Origin of the sequence: Streptomyces sp. HM190 (genome assembly GCF_009857135.1) — a bacterium.
GTDB lineage: Bacteria > Actinomycetota > Actinomycetes > Streptomycetales > Streptomycetaceae > Streptomyces > Streptomyces heilongjiangensis.
Genome location: NZ_CP047318.1, coordinates 3,213,669 through 3,234,715 on the forward strand (window position 1 = coordinate 3,213,669; position 21,047 = coordinate 3,234,715).

Annotated in this window: 19 protein-coding genes and 1 tRNA gene; 12 read left to right on the forward strand and 8 right to left on the reverse strand. The window is 73.7% G+C overall.

Annotated features, from left to right (window positions below; genetic code table 11):
- Positions 1-91: 91 nt before the first annotated feature.
- The gene (locus tag GSY65_RS13450; RefSeq protein WP_159767732.1) at positions 92-1,489 is read right to left on the reverse strand and encodes a sensor histidine kinase; all 1,398 of its coding nucleotides are present in this window, start codon (positions 1,487-1,489) and stop codon (positions 92-94) included.
- A complete protein-coding gene (locus GSY65_RS13455; RefSeq protein WP_159767735.1) occupies positions 1,486-2,190 on the reverse strand; it encodes a response regulator transcription factor in 705 nt (234 codons plus the stop codon). Before GSY65_RS13455 ends, GSY65_RS13450 begins: the two co-directional genes overlap by 4 nt.
- Before the next feature lie 145 nt (positions 2,191-2,335).
- Between GSY65_RS13455 and GSY65_RS13460 the strand changes: the two genes are divergently transcribed.
- Positions 2,336-2,899, forward strand: coding sequence for a hypothetical protein (locus tag GSY65_RS13460; protein WP_159767738.1), 564 nt, complete (start codon positions 2,336-2,338; stop codon positions 2,897-2,899).
- Positions 2,900-2,955: 56 nt separating this feature from the next.
- On the opposite strand, the gene GSY65_RS13465 is transcribed toward GSY65_RS13460, so the two are convergent.
- Positions 2,956-3,819 carry a spermidine synthase gene (locus GSY65_RS13465; protein ID WP_159767741.1) on the reverse strand — a complete coding sequence of 288 codons (864 nt, stop codon included), beginning with the start codon at positions 3,817-3,819 and terminating at the stop codon, positions 2,956-2,958.
- A 112-nt stretch (positions 3,820-3,931) separates the two neighbouring features.
- Complete coding sequence (locus GSY65_RS13470; RefSeq protein ID WP_236579774.1) at positions 3,932-4,381, reverse strand: hypothetical protein; 450 nt, start codon at positions 4,379-4,381, stop codon at positions 3,932-3,934.
- A gap of 317 nt (positions 4,382-4,698) precedes the next feature.
- On the opposite strand from GSY65_RS13470, the gene GSY65_RS13475 reads away from it, so the two are divergent.
- Positions 4,699-6,210 carry a hypothetical protein gene (locus GSY65_RS13475; protein ID WP_159767744.1) on the forward strand — a complete coding sequence of 504 codons (1,512 nt, stop codon included), beginning with the start codon at positions 4,699-4,701 and terminating at the stop codon, positions 6,208-6,210.
- Between the two features lie 43 nt (positions 6,211-6,253).
- Here GSY65_RS13475 and GSY65_RS13480 read toward each other — a convergent pair whose 3' ends face one another.
- Entirely contained in the window at positions 6,254-6,856 is a 603-nt protein-coding gene (locus tag GSY65_RS13480; RefSeq protein ID WP_159767747.1) for a histidine phosphatase family protein, read from the reverse strand.
- A gap of 190 nt (positions 6,857-7,046) precedes the next feature.
- Here GSY65_RS13480 and GSY65_RS13485 point away from each other — a divergent pair, with 190 nt between their 5' ends.
- The 4 genes from GSY65_RS13485 to GSY65_RS13500 are packed head-to-tail and all read left to right on the forward strand — an operon-like array spanning position 7,047 to position 12,169.
- On the forward strand, positions 7,047-8,120 hold the full coding sequence (locus GSY65_RS13485; protein ID WP_159767750.1) for a phosphatase PAP2 family protein: 1,074 nt from the start codon (positions 7,047-7,049) through the stop codon (positions 8,118-8,120).
- Positions 8,071-9,222 carry a hypothetical protein gene (locus tag GSY65_RS13490; RefSeq protein ID WP_159775903.1) on the forward strand — a complete coding sequence of 384 codons (1,152 nt, stop codon included), beginning with the start codon at positions 8,071-8,073 and terminating at the stop codon, positions 9,220-9,222. The genes GSY65_RS13485 and GSY65_RS13490 overlap by 50 nt, the downstream gene beginning before the upstream one ends.
- A complete protein-coding gene (locus tag GSY65_RS13495; RefSeq protein ID WP_159767753.1) occupies positions 9,213-10,829 on the forward strand; it encodes a hypothetical protein in 1,617 nt (538 codons plus the stop codon). Before GSY65_RS13490 ends, GSY65_RS13495 begins: the two co-directional genes overlap by 10 nt.
- Positions 10,826-12,169, forward strand: coding sequence for an AAA domain-containing protein (locus tag GSY65_RS13500; RefSeq protein ID WP_159767756.1), 1,344 nt, complete (start codon positions 10,826-10,828; stop codon positions 12,167-12,169). Before GSY65_RS13495 ends, GSY65_RS13500 begins: the two co-directional genes overlap by 4 nt.
- Positions 12,170-12,485: 316 nt before the next feature.
- Here the strand turns inward: GSY65_RS13500 and GSY65_RS13505 are convergent, their stop codons facing one another.
- Positions 12,486-13,535 carry a TerC family protein gene (locus GSY65_RS13505; protein WP_159767759.1) on the reverse strand — a complete coding sequence of 350 codons (1,050 nt, stop codon included), beginning with the start codon at positions 13,533-13,535 and terminating at the stop codon, positions 12,486-12,488.
- 161 nt (positions 13,536-13,696) lie between these two features.
- Between GSY65_RS13505 and GSY65_RS13510 the strand changes: the two genes are divergently transcribed.
- On the forward strand, positions 13,697-14,035 hold the full coding sequence (locus tag GSY65_RS13510; RefSeq protein ID WP_159767762.1) for a helix-turn-helix transcriptional regulator: 339 nt from the start codon (positions 13,697-13,699) through the stop codon (positions 14,033-14,035).
- Between the two features lie 150 nt (positions 14,036-14,185).
- Entirely contained in the window at positions 14,186-14,968 is a 783-nt protein-coding gene (heR, locus tag GSY65_RS13515; RefSeq protein WP_236579775.1) for a heliorhodopsin HeR, read from the forward strand.
- 38 nt (positions 14,969-15,006) lie between these two features.
- On the opposite strand, the gene GSY65_RS13520 is transcribed toward heR, so the two are convergent.
- Positions 15,007-15,531: a universal stress protein gene (locus GSY65_RS13520; RefSeq protein ID WP_236579776.1), complete on the reverse strand. Its 525-nt coding sequence runs from the start codon at positions 15,529-15,531 to the stop codon at positions 15,007-15,009.
- Positions 15,532-15,897: 366 nt separating this feature from the next.
- On the opposite strand from GSY65_RS13520, the gene GSY65_RS13525 reads away from it, so the two are divergent.
- The 3 genes from GSY65_RS13525 to GSY65_RS13535 all read left to right on the forward strand — a co-directional run bounded on the left by GSY65_RS13525 (position 15,898) and on the right by GSY65_RS13535 (position 17,237).
- On the forward strand, positions 15,898-16,260 hold the full coding sequence (locus tag GSY65_RS13525) for a hypothetical protein (RefSeq protein ID WP_159767765.1): 363 nt from the start codon (positions 15,898-15,900) through the stop codon (positions 16,258-16,260).
- 145 nt (positions 16,261-16,405) lie between these two features.
- A complete protein-coding gene (locus GSY65_RS13530) occupies positions 16,406-17,173 on the forward strand; it encodes a hypothetical protein (RefSeq protein ID WP_159767768.1) in 768 nt (255 codons plus the stop codon).
- Positions 17,164-17,237 (forward strand) — tRNA-Lys (locus GSY65_RS13535). Before GSY65_RS13530 ends, GSY65_RS13535 begins: the two co-directional genes overlap by 10 nt.
- Positions 17,238-17,305: 68 nt before the next feature.
- Here GSY65_RS13535 and GSY65_RS13540 read toward each other — a convergent pair.
- Positions 17,306-18,778 carry a M6 family metalloprotease domain-containing protein gene (locus tag GSY65_RS13540; RefSeq protein ID WP_443043217.1) on the reverse strand — a complete coding sequence of 491 codons (1,473 nt, stop codon included), beginning with the start codon at positions 18,776-18,778 and terminating at the stop codon, positions 17,306-17,308.
- 546 nt (positions 18,779-19,324) lie between these two features.
- On the opposite strand from GSY65_RS13540, the gene GSY65_RS13545 reads away from it, so the two are divergent.
- Positions 19,325-21,043, forward strand: a complete 1,719-nt coding sequence (locus GSY65_RS13545) for a putative bifunctional diguanylate cyclase/phosphodiesterase (protein ID WP_443043290.1) — start codon at positions 19,325-19,327, stop codon at positions 21,041-21,043.
- The last annotated feature ends 4 nt before the right edge of the window (positions 21,044-21,047 follow it).

Below are 21,047 nucleotides of genomic sequence, written 5' to 3' on the forward strand. Positions count from 1 at the left end.
TTCGTTCCTGCAAACACCCGGGGGCCATGGCCCGGACCCCGGCCACCCCGGCCACCCCGGCCACCGAGATCCTCGTCCCCGAGGGGTGTCGTCACCTGAGGACCGACGCCGGTCCGGTCTGTCTGCGGCGTCGCATCGTCCCGCGGTTCCCCTTGCGGGCCGGCCCCTTGCCGCCCGGTCCGCCCAACTGGATCCAGATCCGTACCTCGGCGCCACCCAGCACCGACGATCCGATGCGGACGTCGCCGCCCGTGGCCTCCGCGAGGCGGCGCACGATGTCGAGGCCGAGCCCGGTCGAGCCGTCGTGCCCGGAACCCCGGCCGCGGGCCATGGCCGCCGCGGGGTCGGCTATGCCGTCACCCGCGTCGGAGACGAGCACGATCACGGCGTCCTCGCCGTCGTGGACGTCGACGGCGAACGCGGTGCCCTCCGCCGTGTGCCGGAAGACGTTGCCGAGGAGGGCGTCGAGCGCTGCGGCGAGGTCGGCCCGGGCGACGGGGGCGCGGACCGGCCGCTCGACCCCGGCCACCCGCCACTTGCGGCCCTCGTCCTCCGCGAGCGCCGACCAGAACGCCATCCGTTCCCGCACCACCTCCGCGGCGTCGCACCCGGCGCCCGGGCCCACCGACGCGGTCTGCGGCTTGGCCTCCCGCGCCGTCCGGATGATCGTGTCGACCTCGCGCTCCAGCTGCTCCACCGCCGCCCGGGTCTGCTCGGCGGCCGGCCCGTCGCCGAGCGAGGCCGCGTTGAGCCGCAGCACGGTCAGCGGCGTACGCAGCCGGTGCGACAGATCGGCCGCCAGCTCCCGCTCGTTCGCCAGGAGCTGGACCACCTGGTCGGCCATCGCGTTGAACGCCACCGCCGCCAGCCGCAGTTCCTTCGGCCCCTCCTCGGGCACCCGCGCGCCCAGCTGCCCCTCGCCCAGGTCGCGGGCGCTGTGCACCAGCCGCCGGGCGGGCCGGACCATCCGCACCCCCAGCCGGTCGGCCACCGCGACCGAGCCGACGACGAGGGCCACGCCCACCCCGGCGAGCACCGCCCACGCGGTGGCCACGCCGTTGCTCACCGCGGCCTCGGGGACGAACACCTCGACGACGGCTGTCTCGCCCGAGCTGACCGCGGTGGGCTGCAGCAGCGTGGACCCGCCCGCGACGTCGGTGGTGGACGCGCGGCCCAACGCGCGGACGGTGGCGATGTCCTCGTCGGAGGCCCGCTGCCGGCCGAGGTCGAGCGCGGCGGCCCCGTCACCGGCCGCGGGGATGTGGACGGCGAGGCCGTCGTCCGCGCCCGCCGAGGCGACGACCCGCTCCAACTGCTCGCGGTCGCTGGTGATGGACAGGGCCGGGGCGATGGCCGCCGCCACCCGCTCGGCGCCCGAGAACGCGCGGTCGCGGGCCATCTCCTTGATGACGAGCCCGAGCGGCACGGCGAAGGCGACCACGACCATCGTCGTCACCGCCACGCACACCTTGACCAGCGCCCACCTCATGGCAGCACCGCCGGCCCCGGCGGCTCCAGCTTCACCCCGACGCCCCGCAGGGTGTGCAGATAGCGCGGCTGCGCCGCCGTCTCCCCCAACTTCCGCCGCAGCCACGACAGATGGACGTCGATCGTCTGGTCGTCGCCGTAGGACTGCTGCCACACCTCCGCCAGCAGTTCCCTGCGGGGCACGACCACCCCGGGCCGGCCGGCGAGGAACGCGAGGAGGTCGAACTCGCGGCGCGTCAGGTCGAGTCGTACGCCGTCCAGGGCGGCCTGACGGCGCAGCGGGTCGATGGCGAGACCACCGACGCGGATGACCGTGGACGGGGGCGGCTCGCCGACGGGCCCGCGTGCGCGGCGCAGGACGGCGGCCATCCGGGCCGACAGGTGCTCCACGGAGAACGGCTTGGTCAGATAGTCGTCCGCGCCCGCGTTGAGCAGGCGGACGATCTCCGTCTCGTCGTCCCGGGCGGTGGCGACGATCACCGGTACGTCGGTGATCCCGCGCAGCATCTTCAGCGCCTCGGAGCCGTCCAGATCGGGCAGCCCGAGGTCGAGGACGACCAGGTCGAAGCGGTGGTGGGCGACCTCGCGCAGCGCCTCCAGGGCCGTGCCGACGCTGCGCACGGTGTGTGCGGCGTCCGTCAGATGCCTGATCAGCGCCGAGCGTACGAACTGGTCGTCCTCGACCACGAGCACACTTGCCATGCGCCGCACCGTACGCCATCGGGGCGAGCCCGGTCGGGGCCTGTGGACAACTTGTCCACAGGCCCCGCGCACACGCGCCCCAGGCCCTCCACGCGTCGGGCGGGCCCCCGCACCCCCACGACACGGACGGGGCTCGTGGTGCAGGATGGCCGCGATGCGCAGAGGACTTCTCCCCGTACTGGCCTGGCTGCTCGCCACGAGCGCGGCGGTCACGCTGACGTGGTGGAGTGTCCACACGGTGATGGAGGGCACCGCCTACGACCCGCCCCGCGCCCTGCCCATCACGGCCGCCGACGCGAAGGACCGGGAAGCGGACCGAGAGGAGCCCGAGCGGGTCCCCGACACGGCCGGCCCGACCTCCCCCGGTGCCGACCGGACGGAGCGGACGGACGGTCGGGGGAGCAGCGGCACCGGCGCGGCGTCACCGCCCCCGGCGAAGTCCCTGCGGGTCAGCCCGAGTCCGGGCGGGGGCGCGTCCGGCGACTCCGGTCAGGTCAAGGCGTACGGCACCGAGGGCGGCCGGGTGGTCTTCTCGCTGACGAGGACGTACGCGACGCTCGTCTCGGCGACGCCCGGCGCGGGCTGGTCGATGCAGGTGTGGAAGACGGAGTCCTGGATCCGCGTGGACTTCGCCGCGGGTGCGGACCGGGTGTCGGTGTTCTGCACCTGGCACGACAGCGCGCCCCGCGTGGACGTGCAGAACTTCTGACCGGCGACCGGCGACCAGCGACACCGTGCCCTGCCCCGCCGTGCCCTGACGTCGGGTCAGCGGAACACCGACGGCGGTGGGGCGGGCGAGGCGACGGCCGCCGCGTCGGTCACGGCCACCGCGCCGCCGGTGAAGTCGGTGAGCGCCCTGCCGTGTTCGACGCGGCCGGGATGCGGGTCGGAGGCGGCGCGGCGGGTGAGTTCGGCGAGCGGCAGCGGCCGTCCCGAGGCGACGAGGACCGCGTTGCCGAACCGTCGGCCCCGCAGGACGGCCGGGTCGGCGACCAGCGCGAGTTCGGGGAGGACGGCGGCGGCGGTCGCGATCTGGCCGCGCAGATGGGCGAGCGGGGGGCCGTCGGCGACGTTGGCGGCGTAGCACCCGCCCGGCTTCAGCACCCGCCGTACCTCCGTGAGGAACTCCGTCGACGTCAGATGGGCCGGGGTGCGGGCCCCGCTGAACACGTCCGCGATCACCAGGTCCGCCCAGCCGTCCGGCATCTTGGCCAGGCCCGCGCGCGCGTCCGTCGACCGCACCCGTACCCGGGCGTTCGGGTCCAACGGCAGCTCACGCCGCACGAGTCGGACGAGCGCCGCGTCACGCTCGACGATCTGCTGGGTGGACCGGGGCCGGGTGGCGGCGACGTACCGGGCGAGCGTGAAGGCACCCCCGCCGAGGTGCACGGCGTGCACGGGCCGCCCGGCCGGGGCGACGAGGTCGATGACGTGGCCGAGGCGCCGCTGGTACTCGAACGACAGATACGCGGGGTCGTCGAGGTCGACGTGCGACTGCGGGGCCCCGTCGAGAAGCAGCGTCCAGGCCCGCGCGCGATCCGGGTCGGGCACCAGCTCGGCGAGCCCTCCGTCGACCGCTTCGACGACGACGTCGGCTCCCCGTCCCCGCCCCTTCCTGGACCTGCCCATACGGCCATTATCGACCGTGCCGGGCAGCTGCTCCACGCCGGTGTGCTCCCCGGCCGACCGTGGGCGCCCCGTCCCGGTGGGCTCCCTGGGGCGGCCTGGCGGTTCGCGCCGTTCAGCGGCAGTTGTCGGCGGCCTCGATCAGCCGCGCCGCCTCGCCCAGCGCCGCCCGGAGCACCGCCGGGTCCGTCGCCAGGTCCGCCTCACCCGGCGGCACCAGCCAGTCGGCACCCTCCGCGGGGGCCGGCACGACGCCCCGCCCGTGGCTCTGGGTGCATGTGCTGCCCGGCACGTCCCACGCGTCGGCCGTGCCCGGCGGGACGAGGAACCCGAGGGTGTCGCAGGCGTCGTCGAGGAGGACGGGGCCGACGGTCATGACGGGCCCGACCACGTCGAGGGCGCCGCGCCGGAGGATGTCGACGGCCTCCAGGCCCTGCCTCGCGGGGACGGTCACGAGGTCGCACTCGGAGGCCGACTGGGCGGGCAGGGCAGGGTGTTCGCAGGTCGGCCAGGGCTCCGCGGGGGGCACGTCGGACGTCGGCGTGCGGGGTTCGACGTTCTTCATCCGGGCCTCCAAGGCGTACAACCCCCTGTCTCCGGCAGACGGCATCGGGAGTTCGGGCGCTCCCGGTTCAGGCTGCCCAACGCGCGGGCCTGTCAACGGCTACGGCGGAACCGTGCCGCAAAGGATGGCAGTTCATGGCGAATCAAGGAGGAGATATCCGGTTTGTAGCCAAACCTCGCACCGTGGCATCCGCAGGGCGGGTACGTTCTTGCCCCGCCGGACACAGAAGAACCAACCGTCCAGGACACGGACAACTCGGCACGGACAACTCCTCTGATTCCGGCACGGTTCGACGGTTCGCGAGAGAGGGCCCGACCATGGCGTCGTCATCGGTGACCTCATCCCAGTCCCCCCGGCCACAGCGGCCGAACCTCGTCTTCCGGCAGCTGCGCGGGCAGCGCTCACCGGGCGAGTTCGCGGCGGCGGTGCGCCGTGCCGCGCGGGAGATAGGTGAGCGGGTGAGCTGTGACGCGCGCTACGTCGGGCGGGTCGAGTCCGGAGAGATCCGCTGCCCGAACTACGCGTACGAGCGGGTGTTCCTGCACATGTTCCCGGGCCGGACCCTGACCGACCTGGGGTTCACGCCCCGCGCGGAGGTGCGCGGCCGGGGGGCGCGTTCCGCCGAGGAGGCGCCCCCTTCTCATACCGGGAGCCTTTCGTGCTCCTCGCTCGACGCGAGGGGTGGGACGGGAGGGGCGTACGAGCCGTATGACACGCAAGAGACGTACGACATGCAGGACCCGCTGGGCGGCGCGGAGCGTGTGCGCGGCCGGCGGGACACGCACGGCACGTACCAGGACCACGAGGAGAGCGACGTGCAACGTCGCGCGTTCATGACCGGGGGTACCGCCGCCATGGCGGCCGCCTCCTTCGGCCCCTTCGCCCTCGGCGGCACGGCCTCGGCCGCGGGCCGCTCCGCGCACCGCGCGGGTGCGTCGGAGGTGGGGGCCCTCGAAGCGGCCGTGCGCAAGATCCGGCTGCTCGACGACCGGCACGGGGCCGACGGGCTGTACCGCAGGGCCTCGGCGCCGCTGCGGGCGGCGTACGCACTGCTCGACGCGGGAACCACCCGGCAGGCCAGCGCCGACCGGCTGTACGCGGGCGCCGGTGAACTCGCCATCTCGGTGGGCTGGCTGGCCCACGACTCGGGACGTTTCGACGACGCGCGCTCGCACTACGCGGAGGCGCTCGCCACGGCCCGGATGTCGGGCGACCCGGCCCTGGAGGCGCACGCGTTCTGCAACACGGCGTTCCTCGCGCGGGACGCGGGCCGGCCGCGGGAGGCGGTGCGGGCCGCCCAGGCCGCGCAGCGGGTGGCGCGCCCCCTGGGTTCACCGCGGCTGATGTCCCTGCTGGCGCTGCGGGAGGCGGGCGGCTGGGCGGGCCTCGCCGACCGCACCGGGTGCGAGCAGGCGCTGGCCCGGGCGCACGCCCTGTTCGGGCGGGGGACGTCCGACGCCGACCCGGAGTGGATGACCTTCTACGGCGAGGCCGAACTGGAGGCGCTGGAGGCGCAGTGCTGGTCCACGCTCGGTGACTGGCCCCGCGCGGCCCGGCACGCGCGGCGGGCCGCGCGGCTCCAGAAGCCGCACTTCACCCGCAACATCGCGCTCTACACCGCCGAGCTTGCCGACGACCTCGCGCGCGGGGGCCGCCCCGACGAGGCCGCGGCGGCCGGGATGCGGGTCCTCGACCTGCTGGACGAGGTCCAGTCCTCACGGATCCAGCAGATGCTCGCGGGCACGGCCCGCGTCCTGCTGCCGCACCGCCGGGCCGCGGGCGTGTCGGCGTTCCTGGAACGCCACGCAGGGCTCGCGCGCACCGCCTGAGGCACCGCTCCCGCGACACCGGCACCAGCGCCGGCACCGGCGCTCATGCCCAGCCGGACAGGTGCCCCGTGTCGTTCCACGACTCGATCGCCGGGTCGCCGTAGGCCCAGCCGAGGACCGACAGCGACGTCGGGCTGAGGCGGACGCGGGCGGCGAAGTCGATGCCCTGGCCGAGCCAGCGGGCGGCTATGGACCGCAGGATGTGGCCGTGGGCGAAGACCAGCACGTCGCGTTCCTCGCTCCGGGCCCACTCCACCACCTCGTCCGCCCGCGCGGTGAGCTGTCGCAGGGTCTCCCCCTCGGGAACACCGTCGCGCCACATGAGCCAGCCGGGCCGTACGGCGTGGATGTCGGCCGGGGTGAGCCCCTCGTACGCTCCGTAGTCGACCTCCATCAGCGTGTCCCACGGGGTGGCCCGCTCACCGAACCCGGCCAGTTCGCAGGTCTCACGCGCGCGTGCGAGGGGACTCGTACGGACCTCGACCCCGGGAAGCCCGTCCAGGGGCGGCCGGTGCAGGCGCTCGCCGAGCAGCTTGGCACCGCGTCGGCCCTCTTCGAGGAGGGGGACGTCCGTCCTGCCGGTGTGCCTGCCGAGCCGGGACCATTCCGTCTGTCCGTGCCGGGCCAGCAGGATGCGCGGTGCCATGAAAAACCTTTCCGGGTGGCCTCTGGGAGAAGGGAGAATGCAGAGGCGGGTGCGTCCATCATCGCTCACACCGCCGGGGGCAACCCGGGGGGCGGTCCCGGCGTCTTGGACAACGTCCTGCACACGGGAGGACGTCCCGCGCACGACGTACAGATGAACACAGTGGACGCAGATGGGGGAGGGCGATCGGATGCCGCAGACCGAGGCGGCCGTAGCACCGGTCACCGAGAGGGCCGGCGCACCGGTCACCGAGGCAGTGCCAGGCACGCACACGCGGCTCCGCTGGTGGACCGAGTTGCCCCTGATCCTGCTGGTGTACGGGGCGTACTCCGCGGGTCGGCTGCTCGCCCGGGGCGACACGTCGAGCGCCGTCGAGCACGGCCTGGCGATCCTGCGCTTCGAGAAGGCGCTGGGGCTCAACGCCGAGCATCCGCTGAACCGGCTGTTCACGCGGGAACCCTGGATAGGCATACCCGCCGACTTCTGGTACGCCTCCCTGCACTACCTGGTCACGCCCGCGCTCCTGGTGTGGCTCTTCCGGACCCACGCCGTGCGCTACCGCGCGGCCCGCACCTGGCTGATGACCTCCACGTTCATCGGCCTGATCGGCTTCACCCTGCTCCCGACCTGCCCGCCCCGGCTGCTCGACCCGGCGCACGGCTTCGTCGACACCATGGCCCACTACAGCTCCTGGGGCTGGTGGGGCGGTGAGGCCAGCGCGCCCCGCGGCCTGGGGGGCATGACGAACCAGTACGCGGCGATGCCGAGCCTGCACGTCGGCTGGGCGCTGTGGTGCGGGGTGATCCTGTGGCGCTTCGGCGGCGGCTCCCGCGCGGTCCGGGTCGCGGCCGTCGCGTACCCCGTGATCACCACGATCGTGGTGATGGGCACCGCGAACCACTACTTCCTCGACGCGGCGGCCGGCGCCGCCGTGATGGGCGCCGGTCTGCTGCTGGCGCCACTGGTGCTGCGGACCGCCGACCGGTGCCGGGCCGCGCTCGGGCTCATGACGGCCGGCGCCGACCGCGCCGACGGCGGCCCGGCGGTCCGCAGCGAGGGCGACGGCGGGCCGCGCCGGGAGGAGCGCGCGGACGACGCCGCCACCCCCGTCCCGGGGGCCTCCCCCGCCGCCCTGTCCCCGATTGTCAGTGCCGGATGCCAGACTTCGCCGGGTGAGCGAATTCCACGGCAGCGGATCACCGAACCCGAGCCGGGTGCCGTCCCCTCGGAAGCAGGAGACGGCGCTCCGGCGGCAGCTCGCTGAGCTGCGCGGACCCGAGGTCCCCCCGAAGGCGCTGGACGCGCGGGCCCTCGCCGCGCTCGCGGCCAACCCGGGCTGCGAGCGCCGCGCGCTGCTGGACGGCGCCGGGGTGAACAAGGCGGTGCTGGCGGACGCGCTCGGTTCGCCCTCCGCCTTCGGACAGTCCCAGTTCGCCTTCATGCGGGGCAACGCCTTCGAGGCCCGGGTGAAGGCGGACGGCGGGGCGGAGCTGCTGAGACTCGTCCACGAGACGCTGGACCCGGGCGCCGAGCCGCCGGCCGGCGCGTCCGTCCCCGACCTCGCCGCCGTCGGCCCCGAGGGCCGCGCCGCCCGTACGGCACTGGCCCTGAAGGAGGCCACCGACGCGGGCGGCTGGGCGCTGCTCGACCACCCCATGCTGGCGCTGGACGTCGCGGGCTCCCCCGCCTTCCTGGAGCCGGACGCTGTGGTCGTCCACCCCGACGGCACCTGGACGGTCGTCGAGATCAAGTCCTTCCCGATGCTGGACGGTTCGGCGGACCCGGCGAAGGTGGGCGCCGCCGCCCGCCAGTCCGCCGTGTACGTCCTGGCGCTGGAGGAGGTGGCCGCCCGGCTCGACCCCGCGCCCGCCGTCCACCACCGGGTGCTGCTCGTGTGCCCCAAGGACTTCACCAACCTCCCCACGGCCGCCGCGGTGGACATCCGCAAGCAGCGCGCGGTCACCCGGCGCCAGCTGACCCGGCTCACCCGGATCGAGGACATCGCCCGGTCCCTCCCCGAGGGCACCTGCTTCGCCCCCGACCTCCCCCGTGCGGAGCTGACGACCGCCGTCGAGGCGCTCTCCGCCACCTACGCCCCCGAGTGCCTTTCCGCCTGCGAGCTGGCCTTCCACTGCCGGGCCCGCTCCCGCGCGGACGGCGCCGTCACCTCCCTGGGACGCGCCGCGCGGGCCGAGCTGGGGGGACTCACCACCGTCGAGGACGTCCTGGCGGCGGCCCACGGCAGGGCGGGCGATCCCGACGACCCGACGGTGGCGGCGCTGCGCCGGGCGGCGGAACTGCGCGCGGAGGCCCTCGCGGCGGCCGGTGCCCCCGTCCCGGCCACCGAGGGGGCCATGTGTCACTGATCGCCACCCTCGCCCGGCTCGAAGCCATCAGCTCGGGCCGCGCCCAGCCCGCCGCCACCGTCCTGCACCGGCATCTGACGGCGACCCCGCTCGTGTTCGTGCCGCTCACCACCGCCGGTGAGGCCGGGGCCCCGCTCGGGGCGCTCGTCGGCACCGACCGGGACGCGCCCCGGCTGCTGGTCGTCCCCCAGCCCCGCGACCGCGACCTGCGCTTCGCGTTCCTGGCCGAGCTGGCGGACGTCGTCCTGCCGTACGTGGACGCGTACGCCGACGTCGTGGAGGCGGCCGAGCGCACCGAGACCGACCCGGAGACCGGCAAGCGGGTCAAGGTCGAGGTCGAGCTGTGCGCGGACGCCCCGCAGCTGATCGTGCCGAGCCGCACCGGCATCGACTTCGTCCGGCTCCTCGGGCGCTCCATGCGGTTCCGGCGGACCGCCGAGCAGGACCCGGAGGCCCCCCACCCGGCGCCGCCGCGGGTGCCGCTGCTCGGGCGGTGGCTCACCCACTTCGGGGAGCGGGCGCGGGTGCCCGGCTCCTCGCTGCTGCTCGCCCTGACCGATCTGCTGTCACGGCACTGGGCGACCGGGCAGTCCGGCGTCGAGGACCAGCACCTCGCGTCGCTGCTCGCCTGGATCGACCCGCCCGAGGGCGAGTCCGGTGAGGCGGCGGCGCGGCGGGCGGAGCTGGCGCGGGACGCCGAGGGCCAGCTGCTGTGCCCGCCCGCCGGTCCGGCGACGGACCCGGCGTTCGACAACAAGCTGCTGGCCCCGGCCATCGAGCGGTACGACCGGGCGCGGCTGGCGCTGGCCGCCGCCGAGGACGGTCTGGAGGCCGACGCGCGGCTGGGCGCGCTGACCGCCGCCGAGCGCGAGATCCGCGCCCTCGTCGAGAGCCGCACCCGGCCCACGTGGGACGCCGTCTGGCACGGCCTCGACCTGCTGCGCGCCCTGCCGGAGGGCGCCCACGCGGCCGACCGGTGGACCCGCGACCGCTGGTCCTTCACCGCCCACCGGGACCGGATCACCGCCGGGGAGCCCCCGCAGCCCCGCATCGACGACGCGGTCACCGCCGCGAACAAACTGGCCGCGCGGGAGCGGGAGCAGGCCCGGCTCGACGCCCAGGAGGCCCTCGACGACCCGCTGGTCATGGCGGGGCGGCGGCTGTCCGGGGAGGCGTTCGCCGGTGAGGTCACCGATGTCGTGATGGCGTACGGCGAGGGGAAGCGGCCGAGCCCCCGGCCGCTGGTCACCGTACGGACGCGGGACCGGCCGCATCTCGGGGAGCGGGTGAAGGTGTACCGCTCGCTGGGCGGGAAGCCGCAGACCGCCGAGTTCGTGGCCGCCGAGGACCAGGGCGGGGACACCGACGGCGGCGAGGTGCTCCTCGTGCTGCGGATCATGGACAAGATGGGGCGGGGCAAGGAGCCGGAGGTCGGTTCGGTCCCCGAGAAGGGCGACCGGGTCTGCTTCACGCTGTTCGAGCACGATCAGCGGGGCGGGGCGAAGCTGCCCGACCCCGAGGACACCCCGTGGACGCACGGCGGGCCGCCGGGCGAGCCCGACGCCGTACCGCTGCCGGACCCGGTGACCGAGGAGGACGTCCTGTGACCAGCGCCGAGGCTGTGCTCGATCCCGGGGCGGCGGCCGGCCGGGCCACCGAGGCGATCCTGCGCGACACCCTGCACGGCACGCACCGCGGGGTGGTGGTCGACTCGCCGCCCGGCGCCGGCAAGTCCACGCTCGTCGTGCGCGCCGCGCGGGAGCTGGCCGCCGCCGGACGCCCGCTGATGGTCATCGCGCAGACCAACGCGCAGGTCGACGACCTGGTGATCCGGCTCTCGGAGAAGGACCCCGAGCTGCCGGTGGGCCGGCTGCACAGCAGTGACTCCGACCCGTACGACAAGGCGCTCGACGCCCTGCCGAACGTGAGGAAGTCGACGAAGGCGGCCGAGCTGGCGGGCCTCGACGTCGTGATCTCCACGGCCGCGAAGTGGGCCCACGTCAAGGGTGTCGAGCCGTGGCGGCACGCGATCGTCGACGAGGCGTACCAGATGCGGTCGGACGCGCTGCTGGCCGTGGCGGGGCTGTTCGAGCGGGCGCTGTTCGTGGGCGACCCCGGGCAGCTGGACCCGTTCTCGATCGTGGGCGGCGAGCAGTGGGCGGGACTGTCGTACGACCCGTCGGCCTCGGCGGTGACGACGCTGCTGGCGCACAACCCCGAGCTGCCGCAGCACCGGCTGCCGGTGTCGTGGCGGCTCCCGGCGTCGGCCGCGCCGCTCGTCTCCGACGCGTTCTACCCGTTCACGCCGTTCCGCAGCGGGACGGGGCACGGGGACCGGCGGCTCGCCTTCGCGGTGCCGTCCGACGGCTCCGGCCCGGACCGGGTCATCGACGAGGCCGCCGAGTCGGGATGGGGGCTGCTGGAGCTGCCGGCCCGCCACACGCCCCGGACCGACCCCGAGGCGGTACGGGCGGTCGCGCTGGTCGTTCGGCGGCTGCTGGACCGGGGCGGGGCGGCGACGTCGGAGCGGGCGGAGGAGCCGGCGCCGCTGACGGCCGACCGGATCGCCGTCGGCACGGCCCACCGGGACCAGGCCGCCGCGGTGCGCTCCGCGCTGGCCGAGCTGGGGGTGTCCGACGTGGTGGTCGACACCGCCAACCGGCTCCAGGGCCGGGAGTACGACGTGACCGTCGTCCTGCACCCGCTCTCCGGCCGCCCCGACGCGACGGCCTTCCACCTGGAGACCGGACGCCTGTGCGTGCTCGCCTCGCGCCACCGGCACGCCTGCATCGTCGTCTGCCGCGCGGGGGTGACCGACCTCCTGGACGACCATCCGTCCACCGAGCCGGTGCAGCTGGGCGTGACCGTCAAGTTCCCGGACGGCTGGGAGGCGAACCACGCGGTCCTGGCCGAGCTGGGAGAACACCGAGTCGTCTGGCAACCGTAAGCCGCACGACGGAACGGGACCGACGACGACACCGACCACCCGCCCGGCCGAGCACCACCCCACCACCACCCGAACCGCCGGACAGAGTCCGGCACGCCGCCGACAGGCGGCCGAACGCAACAGCCCGGACGGCTGGGAGGCGAACCACGCGGTCCTGGCCGAGCTGGGAGAACACCGAGTGGTCTGGCGCCCCTGACCACTCCCGGGCCGGGCAGGCGGGGCCCACCTCCCCGGGGGTTCCGGCGGGCGGTCGGCACCGCGCCGGTGGGGGTGCGGTGAGCGGCGGGTGGTGCCGACCGGAGCAACCGGGGTGTGGTCAGGACGGTCCGTCCCCGTGGTGGGGGCCGGTGGTGTCGGCCACGGCGGGAGCGGCCCCCGCGGGGTGGTCGTTCCCGGTCGTGGTCGCGTCGTCGGGGCCGCCGTCGGGGTCGTCGCCGCTGCCCCGGGTGGCGATCAGCGACCAGCCGATGGAGACCGTGATGGTGACGACGATGACGCCCAGGGTGAGCGGGATGGGCAGCTTGCCGACGGGGGTCTCGGACAGGATGAGCTTGACTCCGGCGAAGGCGAGCAGGACCGCGAGGCCGTAGTGGAGGTAGGCGAAGCGGCGCAGCAGTCCGGCGAGGCAGAAGTACAGGCTGCGCAGGCCGAGGACGGCGAAGGCGTTGGCGGTCCACACCAGGAAGGTGTTGGTGGTGATCGCCAGGATCGCGGCGACGGAGTCGACGGCGAAGATCAGGTCGGTGGCCTCGATGGCGACCAGCGCCACGAACAGCAGGGTGGCCACCCGGCGTCCGTCGACCTTCGTGAAGAACAGGCCGCCGTGGTAGCGGGCGTCGGTGGGCACGATCTTCTTGACGAGGCGGACCACGATGTTGCGGTCGGGGTGGACCTGCTCGTCCTTGGAGACGGCCATCTTGTAGCCGGTCCAGATCAGGAACGCGCCGAAGAGGTAGGCGGTCCAGAAGAACAGCTGCAGCAGTTCGGCGCCGACGAAGATGAACACCAACCGGAACACCAGGGCGCTGATGACGCCCCAGAACAGGACTTTGTGCTGGTAGACGTCGGGGACGGCGAAGAAGGAGAACACCAGCGCGAACACGAAGACGTTGTCGATGGACAGCGCCTTCTCGATCAGGTAGCCGGCGTAGTAGGTGGAGGCGACGTCCCCGCCCTGCCAGGCGAGCAGGACCAGGCCGAAGGCGAGACCGATCGCGATCCAGATCCCGGACCAGACAGCGGCTTCCTTGAAGCCGATCACGTGGTTGTCCCGGTGGGCGATCAGGTCGACGGCGAGCATGACGGCGATGACGAGTGTGACCGCGGCCCACACCCATAGCGGGACGGTGAACGACAGATCATTCATGGCGGATCGGCTTCCTCTGGCTCGGGGAAGGAGAGGCGGGCGCACGTCCAGCGTCACACGACGAGCGATTCACATCAAGTTTTACGCGAAACTTTTTTCGCCAATTCGTTTTCGCGAAAGGAGGCTGCGCTTCGAGCCGTCGGCTTCGTATGATGAGGGCCATGAGTCGGCCTTCTGCCCCGCGCGGCGACCAGTGGACATTCCTGACCAATCACGCACGCGTCCTGATCGCTCTCGCCCAGGACCCGGAAGCCCGCGGACGCGACGTCGCCGACCGGATCGGCATCACCGAGCGCGCGGTACAGCTGATCGTCGCCGACCTCGAAGCGTCCGGGTACCTCACCCGCACCCGCGTCGGCCGCCGCAACCACTACACCATCGACCTCACCGTGGCCCTGCGCCACCCCGCGGAGGCCGACCACCCCGTCGGGGACCTGCTCGCCACCTTCCTGCACCGTGAGGACACCCCCGCCGACGGCGCCGGAACCTCGGCCTCGTAACGCCCGCCGGACGGCCCGCGGCGGCGTGTGAGCTCTTTCCGAGCGCCACTCGGGGGACTTCCGGCGGGGCGCCGACGCGACCGCCGCACTTCCCACCCCCTCCGGTACGACCATGCGGATACACCGCGAAACCGAGGCCGGGGAGGAACCGTGAGAAGAGACGACGGCACGCCGGTGGCCACCGGCGTCACCGCGGAGCGCCTCGCCGGACTCCGGTCCTGGAACCTGGGGCTCACCCTGCTGCACCTGGCCCAGGCGGTGGCGATCGTCCTCCTGGCCGGCAGCTTCTCGATCACCGTCACCTCGTCCGTCCCCGAGGGGCCACCCGGCACGAAGGCGCCCGCCCCCGAGGCCCTGTTCGACGTGCCGATCGGCTGGGCGGTCGCCGTCTTCCTCACCCTCGCGGCCCTGGACCACCTGCTGACGGCCACGGTCTGCCGCGGCGTCTACGAGCGCGACCTCAGGCGCGGCATCAACCGTTTCCGCTGGCTGGAGTACGCGCTGAGCGCGACCCTGATGGTGCTCCTGATCGGCTTCTACTCGGGCATCACCGGTGTCAACGCCGTGATCGCCGTCGTCGGCGCCAACGTCGGGATGATTCTCTTCGGCTGGGTCGAGGAGGTGATGAACCCGCCGGGGCGGGCGACGACCACGATGCTCCCGTTCTGGTTCGGGACGCTGGTCGGGGTGACCCCGTGGTTCTCGATCGCGTACAACGTCATCGCCGCCGACACCGTTCCGGGTTTCGTGTACGGGATCGTCCTCGTCCAGGCCTGCCTCTTCTTCAGCTTCGGCCTCAACCAGTGGCTCCAGTACCGCGCAGTGGGCCGGTGGTCCGACTACGCGTACGGCGAGAAGGCCTACCTGGTCCTCAGCCTGGTGGCGAAGTCGCTCCTGGCCTGGCAGATCTTCGGCGGCTCCCTGGCCGGATGAGCCGCCGCCCGGTGGATCGCGCCCCCGCCCGGGGCGGGTCAGGTGGCGACGGAGGCCGGGACCAGGGGCACCCAGCGCGCCGTCGGGGCGGCGTGGACGAGCGGGCCGCCGCGGATGGCTGCCGCCTCCATCACCGCACCCGCGTCGAGCTCCGCCGGCCCGCTGCGTGAGACCACCAACGACGAGCAGCCGTGACCGACCGCCACGTCCAGCAGGCCCTTGGCCGCACCCAGCCGTCCGCCGCGCCCGGCGGGGCGGACGAAGACGGCCGGCCGGTGGGCGATCCCGGCACGGACCACGCGCGGCATCACCCGCCCCAGCACGGCCCGGACCGCCGCCCCGTCCGGACGGGGCGGCGCGGCATGCGGCTGCGGCGGCGGCAGTACGGCGATCAGCAGCAGCGGCGCTCCGCGGGCGGCGGCGAGCCGGATGGCGAGATCCACGACAGGGCAGTCGTCGAGGCGGTCGGCCACCACGGCGGCCACCACGGTTCGCGGACGCGAACGGCGCTGCACGGAACCGGCATCCGTCGTGGGCGGGGAGGTCAGGTGGAGGCAGCTCATGACCATGGACTTTCCAGGAGGGCGCAGAAGGGACATATCCAGCATCTCCGCCATCCCTGAAGTACGTCAACAGTTACGCGAAAGATTTTTCGCGTAACGCGGATCGGGCATGCGCAGCACGGCCGGGCGGTAGGCGGCAGGCGGCAGGCGGCAGGCGGCAGGCGGCAGGCGGCAGGCGGCAGGCGGTCGCAGGAGATCGGCGGCATGGCGGCCGCAGAGGGCGGGCATCGTTCGACTCGGGGCGCGCAGCCCGTTCCGGTTCGGCCCGATGCCCACTTGCGCGGCCAAGCGACAATGGACGGTGGCCCACCGCGGGACTTCCCCGGAGTGCGGGCCCCACGCACCGTCGTACGAGGAGGAGAAGACATGGCGGAGCCCACGCCGCGTCGGCACGAACCGCGGCTACGCCCCGCGCCCCTGCTCTTCGAGCCGGCGGAGGCCGCCGGCGACCCCGAGCACTTCTTCGACCTCGAGTCGATCGACGACCCGCGGGCGCTGCTGGCGCGCTCGACGGAGCTGGCACAGGCGTTCCGGGCGGCGGCGGACCGCGCCGTGGAGTTCCAGGCGATCGCGGCGGCCCAACTGGCCGATCCCCGGCGGTTCGACCGGCTGACCGCGGCGGACATCGCGGAACGGGCCGAGTGGACGGAGGACTACGCGAAGAAGATGGTCGACTTCGGACGGGATCTGCTGCGGGGGCGCGACGTGAGCGGCCCGGACACCCTCTGAACCACCCCGCCCCGCTGTCCGGCCGTCGGACACGACACACGTTCCGGCATGTTCCGGGCAGGCAAGATACCCCACTCGCCCCGCCCACGTACCGGTTTCCCGCGACCCTGGGGAATCGGGTGGTGACGGCCGGTAGACAGGGAGCATGAGCGCTGGGGCCGATGGGGGCAGGTATCCACAGGACCGGGTCGACGTCACGGGGGTGACGGCGGAGGGAGCCGCGTGGCTGGCCTCGGCAGGAACGTATCCGCGGCGCACCTCCGCGACCCGGCGGGACGGGCGGCCGGTCGCGCCGCTGGTACTGCCGTGCGGGACGGTGTTCGACGTGGTCAGCGCCCCGGCATTGTTCGGGCGGCGGATGCTCGACCGGCTGTGGAGCGAGGGACCGGGGTCCGGCCCCGTGGCCGTGCACCGCGGGCGGATGCTGCTGTTCGCCTCCCCCGGCACCGCCCACCGTCTGCCCACCCTGCTGGAGTGGGAGGAGTGGGGCTCGCCCGGCCGCACGGGCGCCGTCCCGCCCCTCCTCTGCCACGGCACCGGCGACACGGTCACCGTCCCGGCCCTCCACACCCCGGCCCTCCACACCCCGGCCCCCCGGACCCCGGCCTCCCACACCGGCCGAGGCCCCGGCGCCGACGAGCCCACCGCCGGCCCCACCCCCAGCCCCGGCCCCGGCCCCGGCCCCGACAGCCACAGCCACAGCCACAGCGGCGGCATCCTTCCCGTCGCCCGGCCCGGATCCCGCTGGGTCGTCGCTCCGGACACGCGCCGGCCATGGCTTCCGGGGCCCGAGGTCCTGCTCTGGGCGGCCGTGCGGGCGGCCCGCACGAGCGCCTCCGCGACCGTGCGGATATCGATTTTTCCTCCCGCCGATCAGGGTGCTAAGGTCTACGACGTCAGCAGGCGCCGCTAGCTCAGTTGGTTAGAGCAGCTGACTCTTAATCAGCGGGTCCGGGGTTCGAGTCCCTGGCGGCGCACGACACGGAGAAGCCCCTCGCGAAAGCGAGGGGCTTCTCCGTTGCCGCCCGGCCCTCCCCCGTGCCACCTACACACCCGTCGTCGTGATCTTCACCGTCCACTCCCCGGACGGCGTCCGGCCCTCCACCTCGACCCGCACACCCTCCCCGGGCACCGTGAAGCTCTCCCCCACCCGCACCGGCGCGTCCGCGAGGGGCGGGTAGACCGACTCGTCCCAGCAGGCCCCGGTGAGCGGATGGGCGTCGAGCACCTCGATGGGACCGCTGCCGGACTCGGCGCCGCTGCGGACGCGGTAGACGAGGACGCCCTCCGAACAGACGGAGGAGTCGTTGCCGACCGCCCCCCGCACCTCGACGCCGAGGGCGCTGTCCGGGCCCGTGGGGACGACCGCCAGCTTCGTGCCCCGGCCGGCCCCGAACGCCGCCTGCGCACCGGCCGACCCGACGCCCCCGGAGACCCTGCCACCCCCCGTGGCACCGCCGTCGGTGACCCCACCGTCGATGGCACCGCCGTCACCGGGAGCCGTACCCCCGGCCTCGGCGGCGTGCCTCTCGCCGTCACCACCGGAGACGCGCTCCGCTCCCTCGTCCCCGGCCTGCACGGCGTCCTGCGCCGTGTCCGCCGGTCCCGCCCCGACCGCCTCCAGCGACAGACGGGTGACGCCGGCCCCGCGCACGCACGCCACCTGGTGCTGTTCCAGCCAGCCCAGCTTCCACTTGTGCCAGGCGAAGAAGTCGGGCGCGAGGGCGAACTGGCTGCCCATGAGGTCCCAGTCACCGACATGGGTGTCCCAGTCGCCCTTGCCGTCGACGGGCCGGTGGTAGAGGTCGGGCAGGTCGAAGACATGGCCGGTCTCGTGGGCGAGGACGAGGCGGTCCGGCGGATGCTTCTCGAACACCGTGACGACGCGGCGCAGACCCGTCCCGTCGACCTCCAGGGGCGACTCCAGGTTCACCACCTTCGTCGCGTCCGAGTCGACGCCGGGCGCGTGCGGGTCGGCGACGAAGTACACGATGTCGTAGCGGGAGAAGTCGATGTGCGGGTCGGCCGTCGCGAGGGCGTCCTTCAGGTAGGCGGCGCGGTGCGGCGCGTTCCAGTCCCGCCGTATGGCGTACGCCGTCGAGGGGCGTGGCATCTGCAGCCATTGGCGGTGCGGATGCGGACGGAGCGCGAACTTGCCGTAGGAGGCGCGTTCGAAGAACCGACTGGTGTCCGGAAAGTGATCGGCGGTCAGCTGCGCCGGGGTCGTGACGGGGGCGGAGTCCGGAAAGGAGAGGAACACCAGGACGGCGTCGAGGTCGCGCGTGGGGCGCGGATAGGCGGCGTTCCAGGTGTCCAGCCCCTCCGAGTGATGCGCCTCGGTCCTGCGCAGGGCGCACGCCTCGGACAGCGGGACGGCGACCGACGGGGCCGCGATCAGGGAGGTCGCGGCGAGGGCGGTCAGCGAGGTCAGCATGGCCGCCGTGCCGCGCAACGTGGGCACACGGCCGTCGAGGAGTCCCAGCCGGAGAGGGCCCCTCCAGGGGTGCGGACGCTGCACGGGAACCTCCGAACGCGAGTCTTGGGACACCGCGTCCAGATTTTCCGAGTTAGTAGTACTTTGCCCTGTTTGTCTGCACCAGACGAGTGAGGGGCGGTCGTACAGTCCCCGCGGGGCGACACCCCGTGCACTCACGGACCGTCACAAGCGGTCGACCATTCCGGGAAGCCGTTCAGCTCGGGGCAGAAACGATCTGTCAGATCTGGTCGTTGTTCAGGGAGACTGGAGAGTGGCTACAAGGCTCTGAGGGCAACCTCTATGATCGGCACACTTTCCTGCACGGACACGGCCAGAGCGCCCTTCGTACTTAGTTCGGCCGCTCCGACGACACAATCGAGATCCGTACGAAAAACGAGTGCACTGCGGGAGCGAACGGTGAGCGGAACGTCTCAAGGGCCGGCGCCCGCGGCAGACCTCGTCCGGTCAGCGACTACGGAGCGTCACGCCAAGGCGTCAGATACGTCAACGGTGTCGGGCGCGGCGGACGCCTCGACGCGGGCGGTGGTCGAGAGCACTCCCTCCGCCTTCTCCGCGGCGCCGCTGGCCATGGCCGTCGTCGACCGCGAGGGGCGGGTCGTCACCGCGAACGCGGCGATGGAGACGCTGCTGGGGAACGGCGTGGGGCCGCTCGCGGGGCGCGTCGCGGCCGAGTTGGTCGACCTGGCCGCGGACACCCGTACCTGGCACGCGTATCGCGAGGTGCTGCGCGGCCGGCAGGCCCGGCTGCGCTGCACGCGCCGGCTCAAGCGACCCGACGGGACCTCCCTGTGGGTACAGGTGTCGGTGGCGCCGCTGCCCGAGGAGGAGGGCGCGGTCCTCCTCTCGGTGACCGACATCAGCGCCAACCGTCAACTTCAGGCCAGACTCCAGCACTTGCAGCTGCACGATCCGGTGACCCGGCTGCCCAACCGCACCCTGTTCTTCGAGCGGCTGGCCGCAGCCCTGGAGCGGGACGCCTACGAGGAGTCCGGAACGGGCCGGATCGGCCTGGTCTATCTGGACCTCGACGGGTTCAAGGCGGTCAACGACACCCTCGGCCACCGGGTCGGCGACCGGCTGCTCTCCGCCGTCGCCGAACGCCTCACCCGGTGCGCGGAGGCGGCGGCGTACGGCCGTTCGGCGGGTGCGCCGGCCACGGCCCCGCTGGTGGCCCGGCTGGGCGGCGACGAGTTCGCCGTACTCGTCGAGGACTCCACCGGCACCGAACAACTCGCGGACCTGGCCGAGTCCGTGCTCAGAACCCTGCAGGCGCCCTTCGACCTCGCGGGGCAGCGGCTGTCCGTGTCGGCGTCGATCGGCGTCGTGGAACGGCAGTCGGCGAGTACCACGGCCACCGGACTGATGCAGGCCGCCGACACGACGCTGTACTGGGCCAAGGCCGACGGCAAGTCCCGCTGGACGCTGTTCGATCCGGAGCGCAACGCCCACCGGATGACCCGTCAGGCGCTGTCGTCCACCCTGCGGGCGGCCATCGGGCGAGGCGAGTTCGTCCTGGAGTACCAGCCGCTGGTGGGAATGGCGCAGGGCGAGGTGCGCGGGGTGGAGGCTCTGGTGCGCTGGCACCACCCGCAGTTCGGCCTGTTGACGCCGAATCGGTTCATCTCACTGGCGGAGGAGGACGGTTCGATCGTCCAGCTCGGCCGCTGGATCCTCGCGACCGCGTGCCGGCAGGCCCGCCGCTGGCAGCTCGACCACCCCGGCCGGGCGCCGATCTTCGTCAGCGTCAACGTCGCCGTGCGCCAGGTCTGGGACTCCGACCTCGTCGCCGACGTCGCCGAGATCCTCTCCGAGACGGGCCTCGCCCCGCACCTGCTCCAGCTCGAACTCACCGAGTCCGCGCTGATGGGCTCCGCCGGCCGGCCGTTGCAGGCCCTCCAGGCCCTCAGCGACATGGGGGTCCGCATCGCCATCGACGACTTCGGCACGGGCTACTCCAACCTCGCCTACCTGAGCCGGCTGCCGGTGTCGGTGCTGAAGCTGGACGGGGCCTTCGTCCGGGGCTTCCAGTACGAGACGCCGCAGGAGGGCGGGACCGGGGACGACGGGGTGCCCAACCCCGCCGACGAGATCATCGTCGAGGCCCTCGTCCAGCTCGCCCACCGCCTCGGGCTGACCGTCACCGCGGAGGGCGTGGAGACCGACGCCCAAGCCTCCCGGCTGCGCAGACTCGGCTGCGACACCGGGCAGGGCTGGCTGTACTCCCGCGCGGTGTCGCCCGAACAGATCGGCGAGCTGCTGGGCACCGCGGCCTGCCCCCAGATCTGAAGGC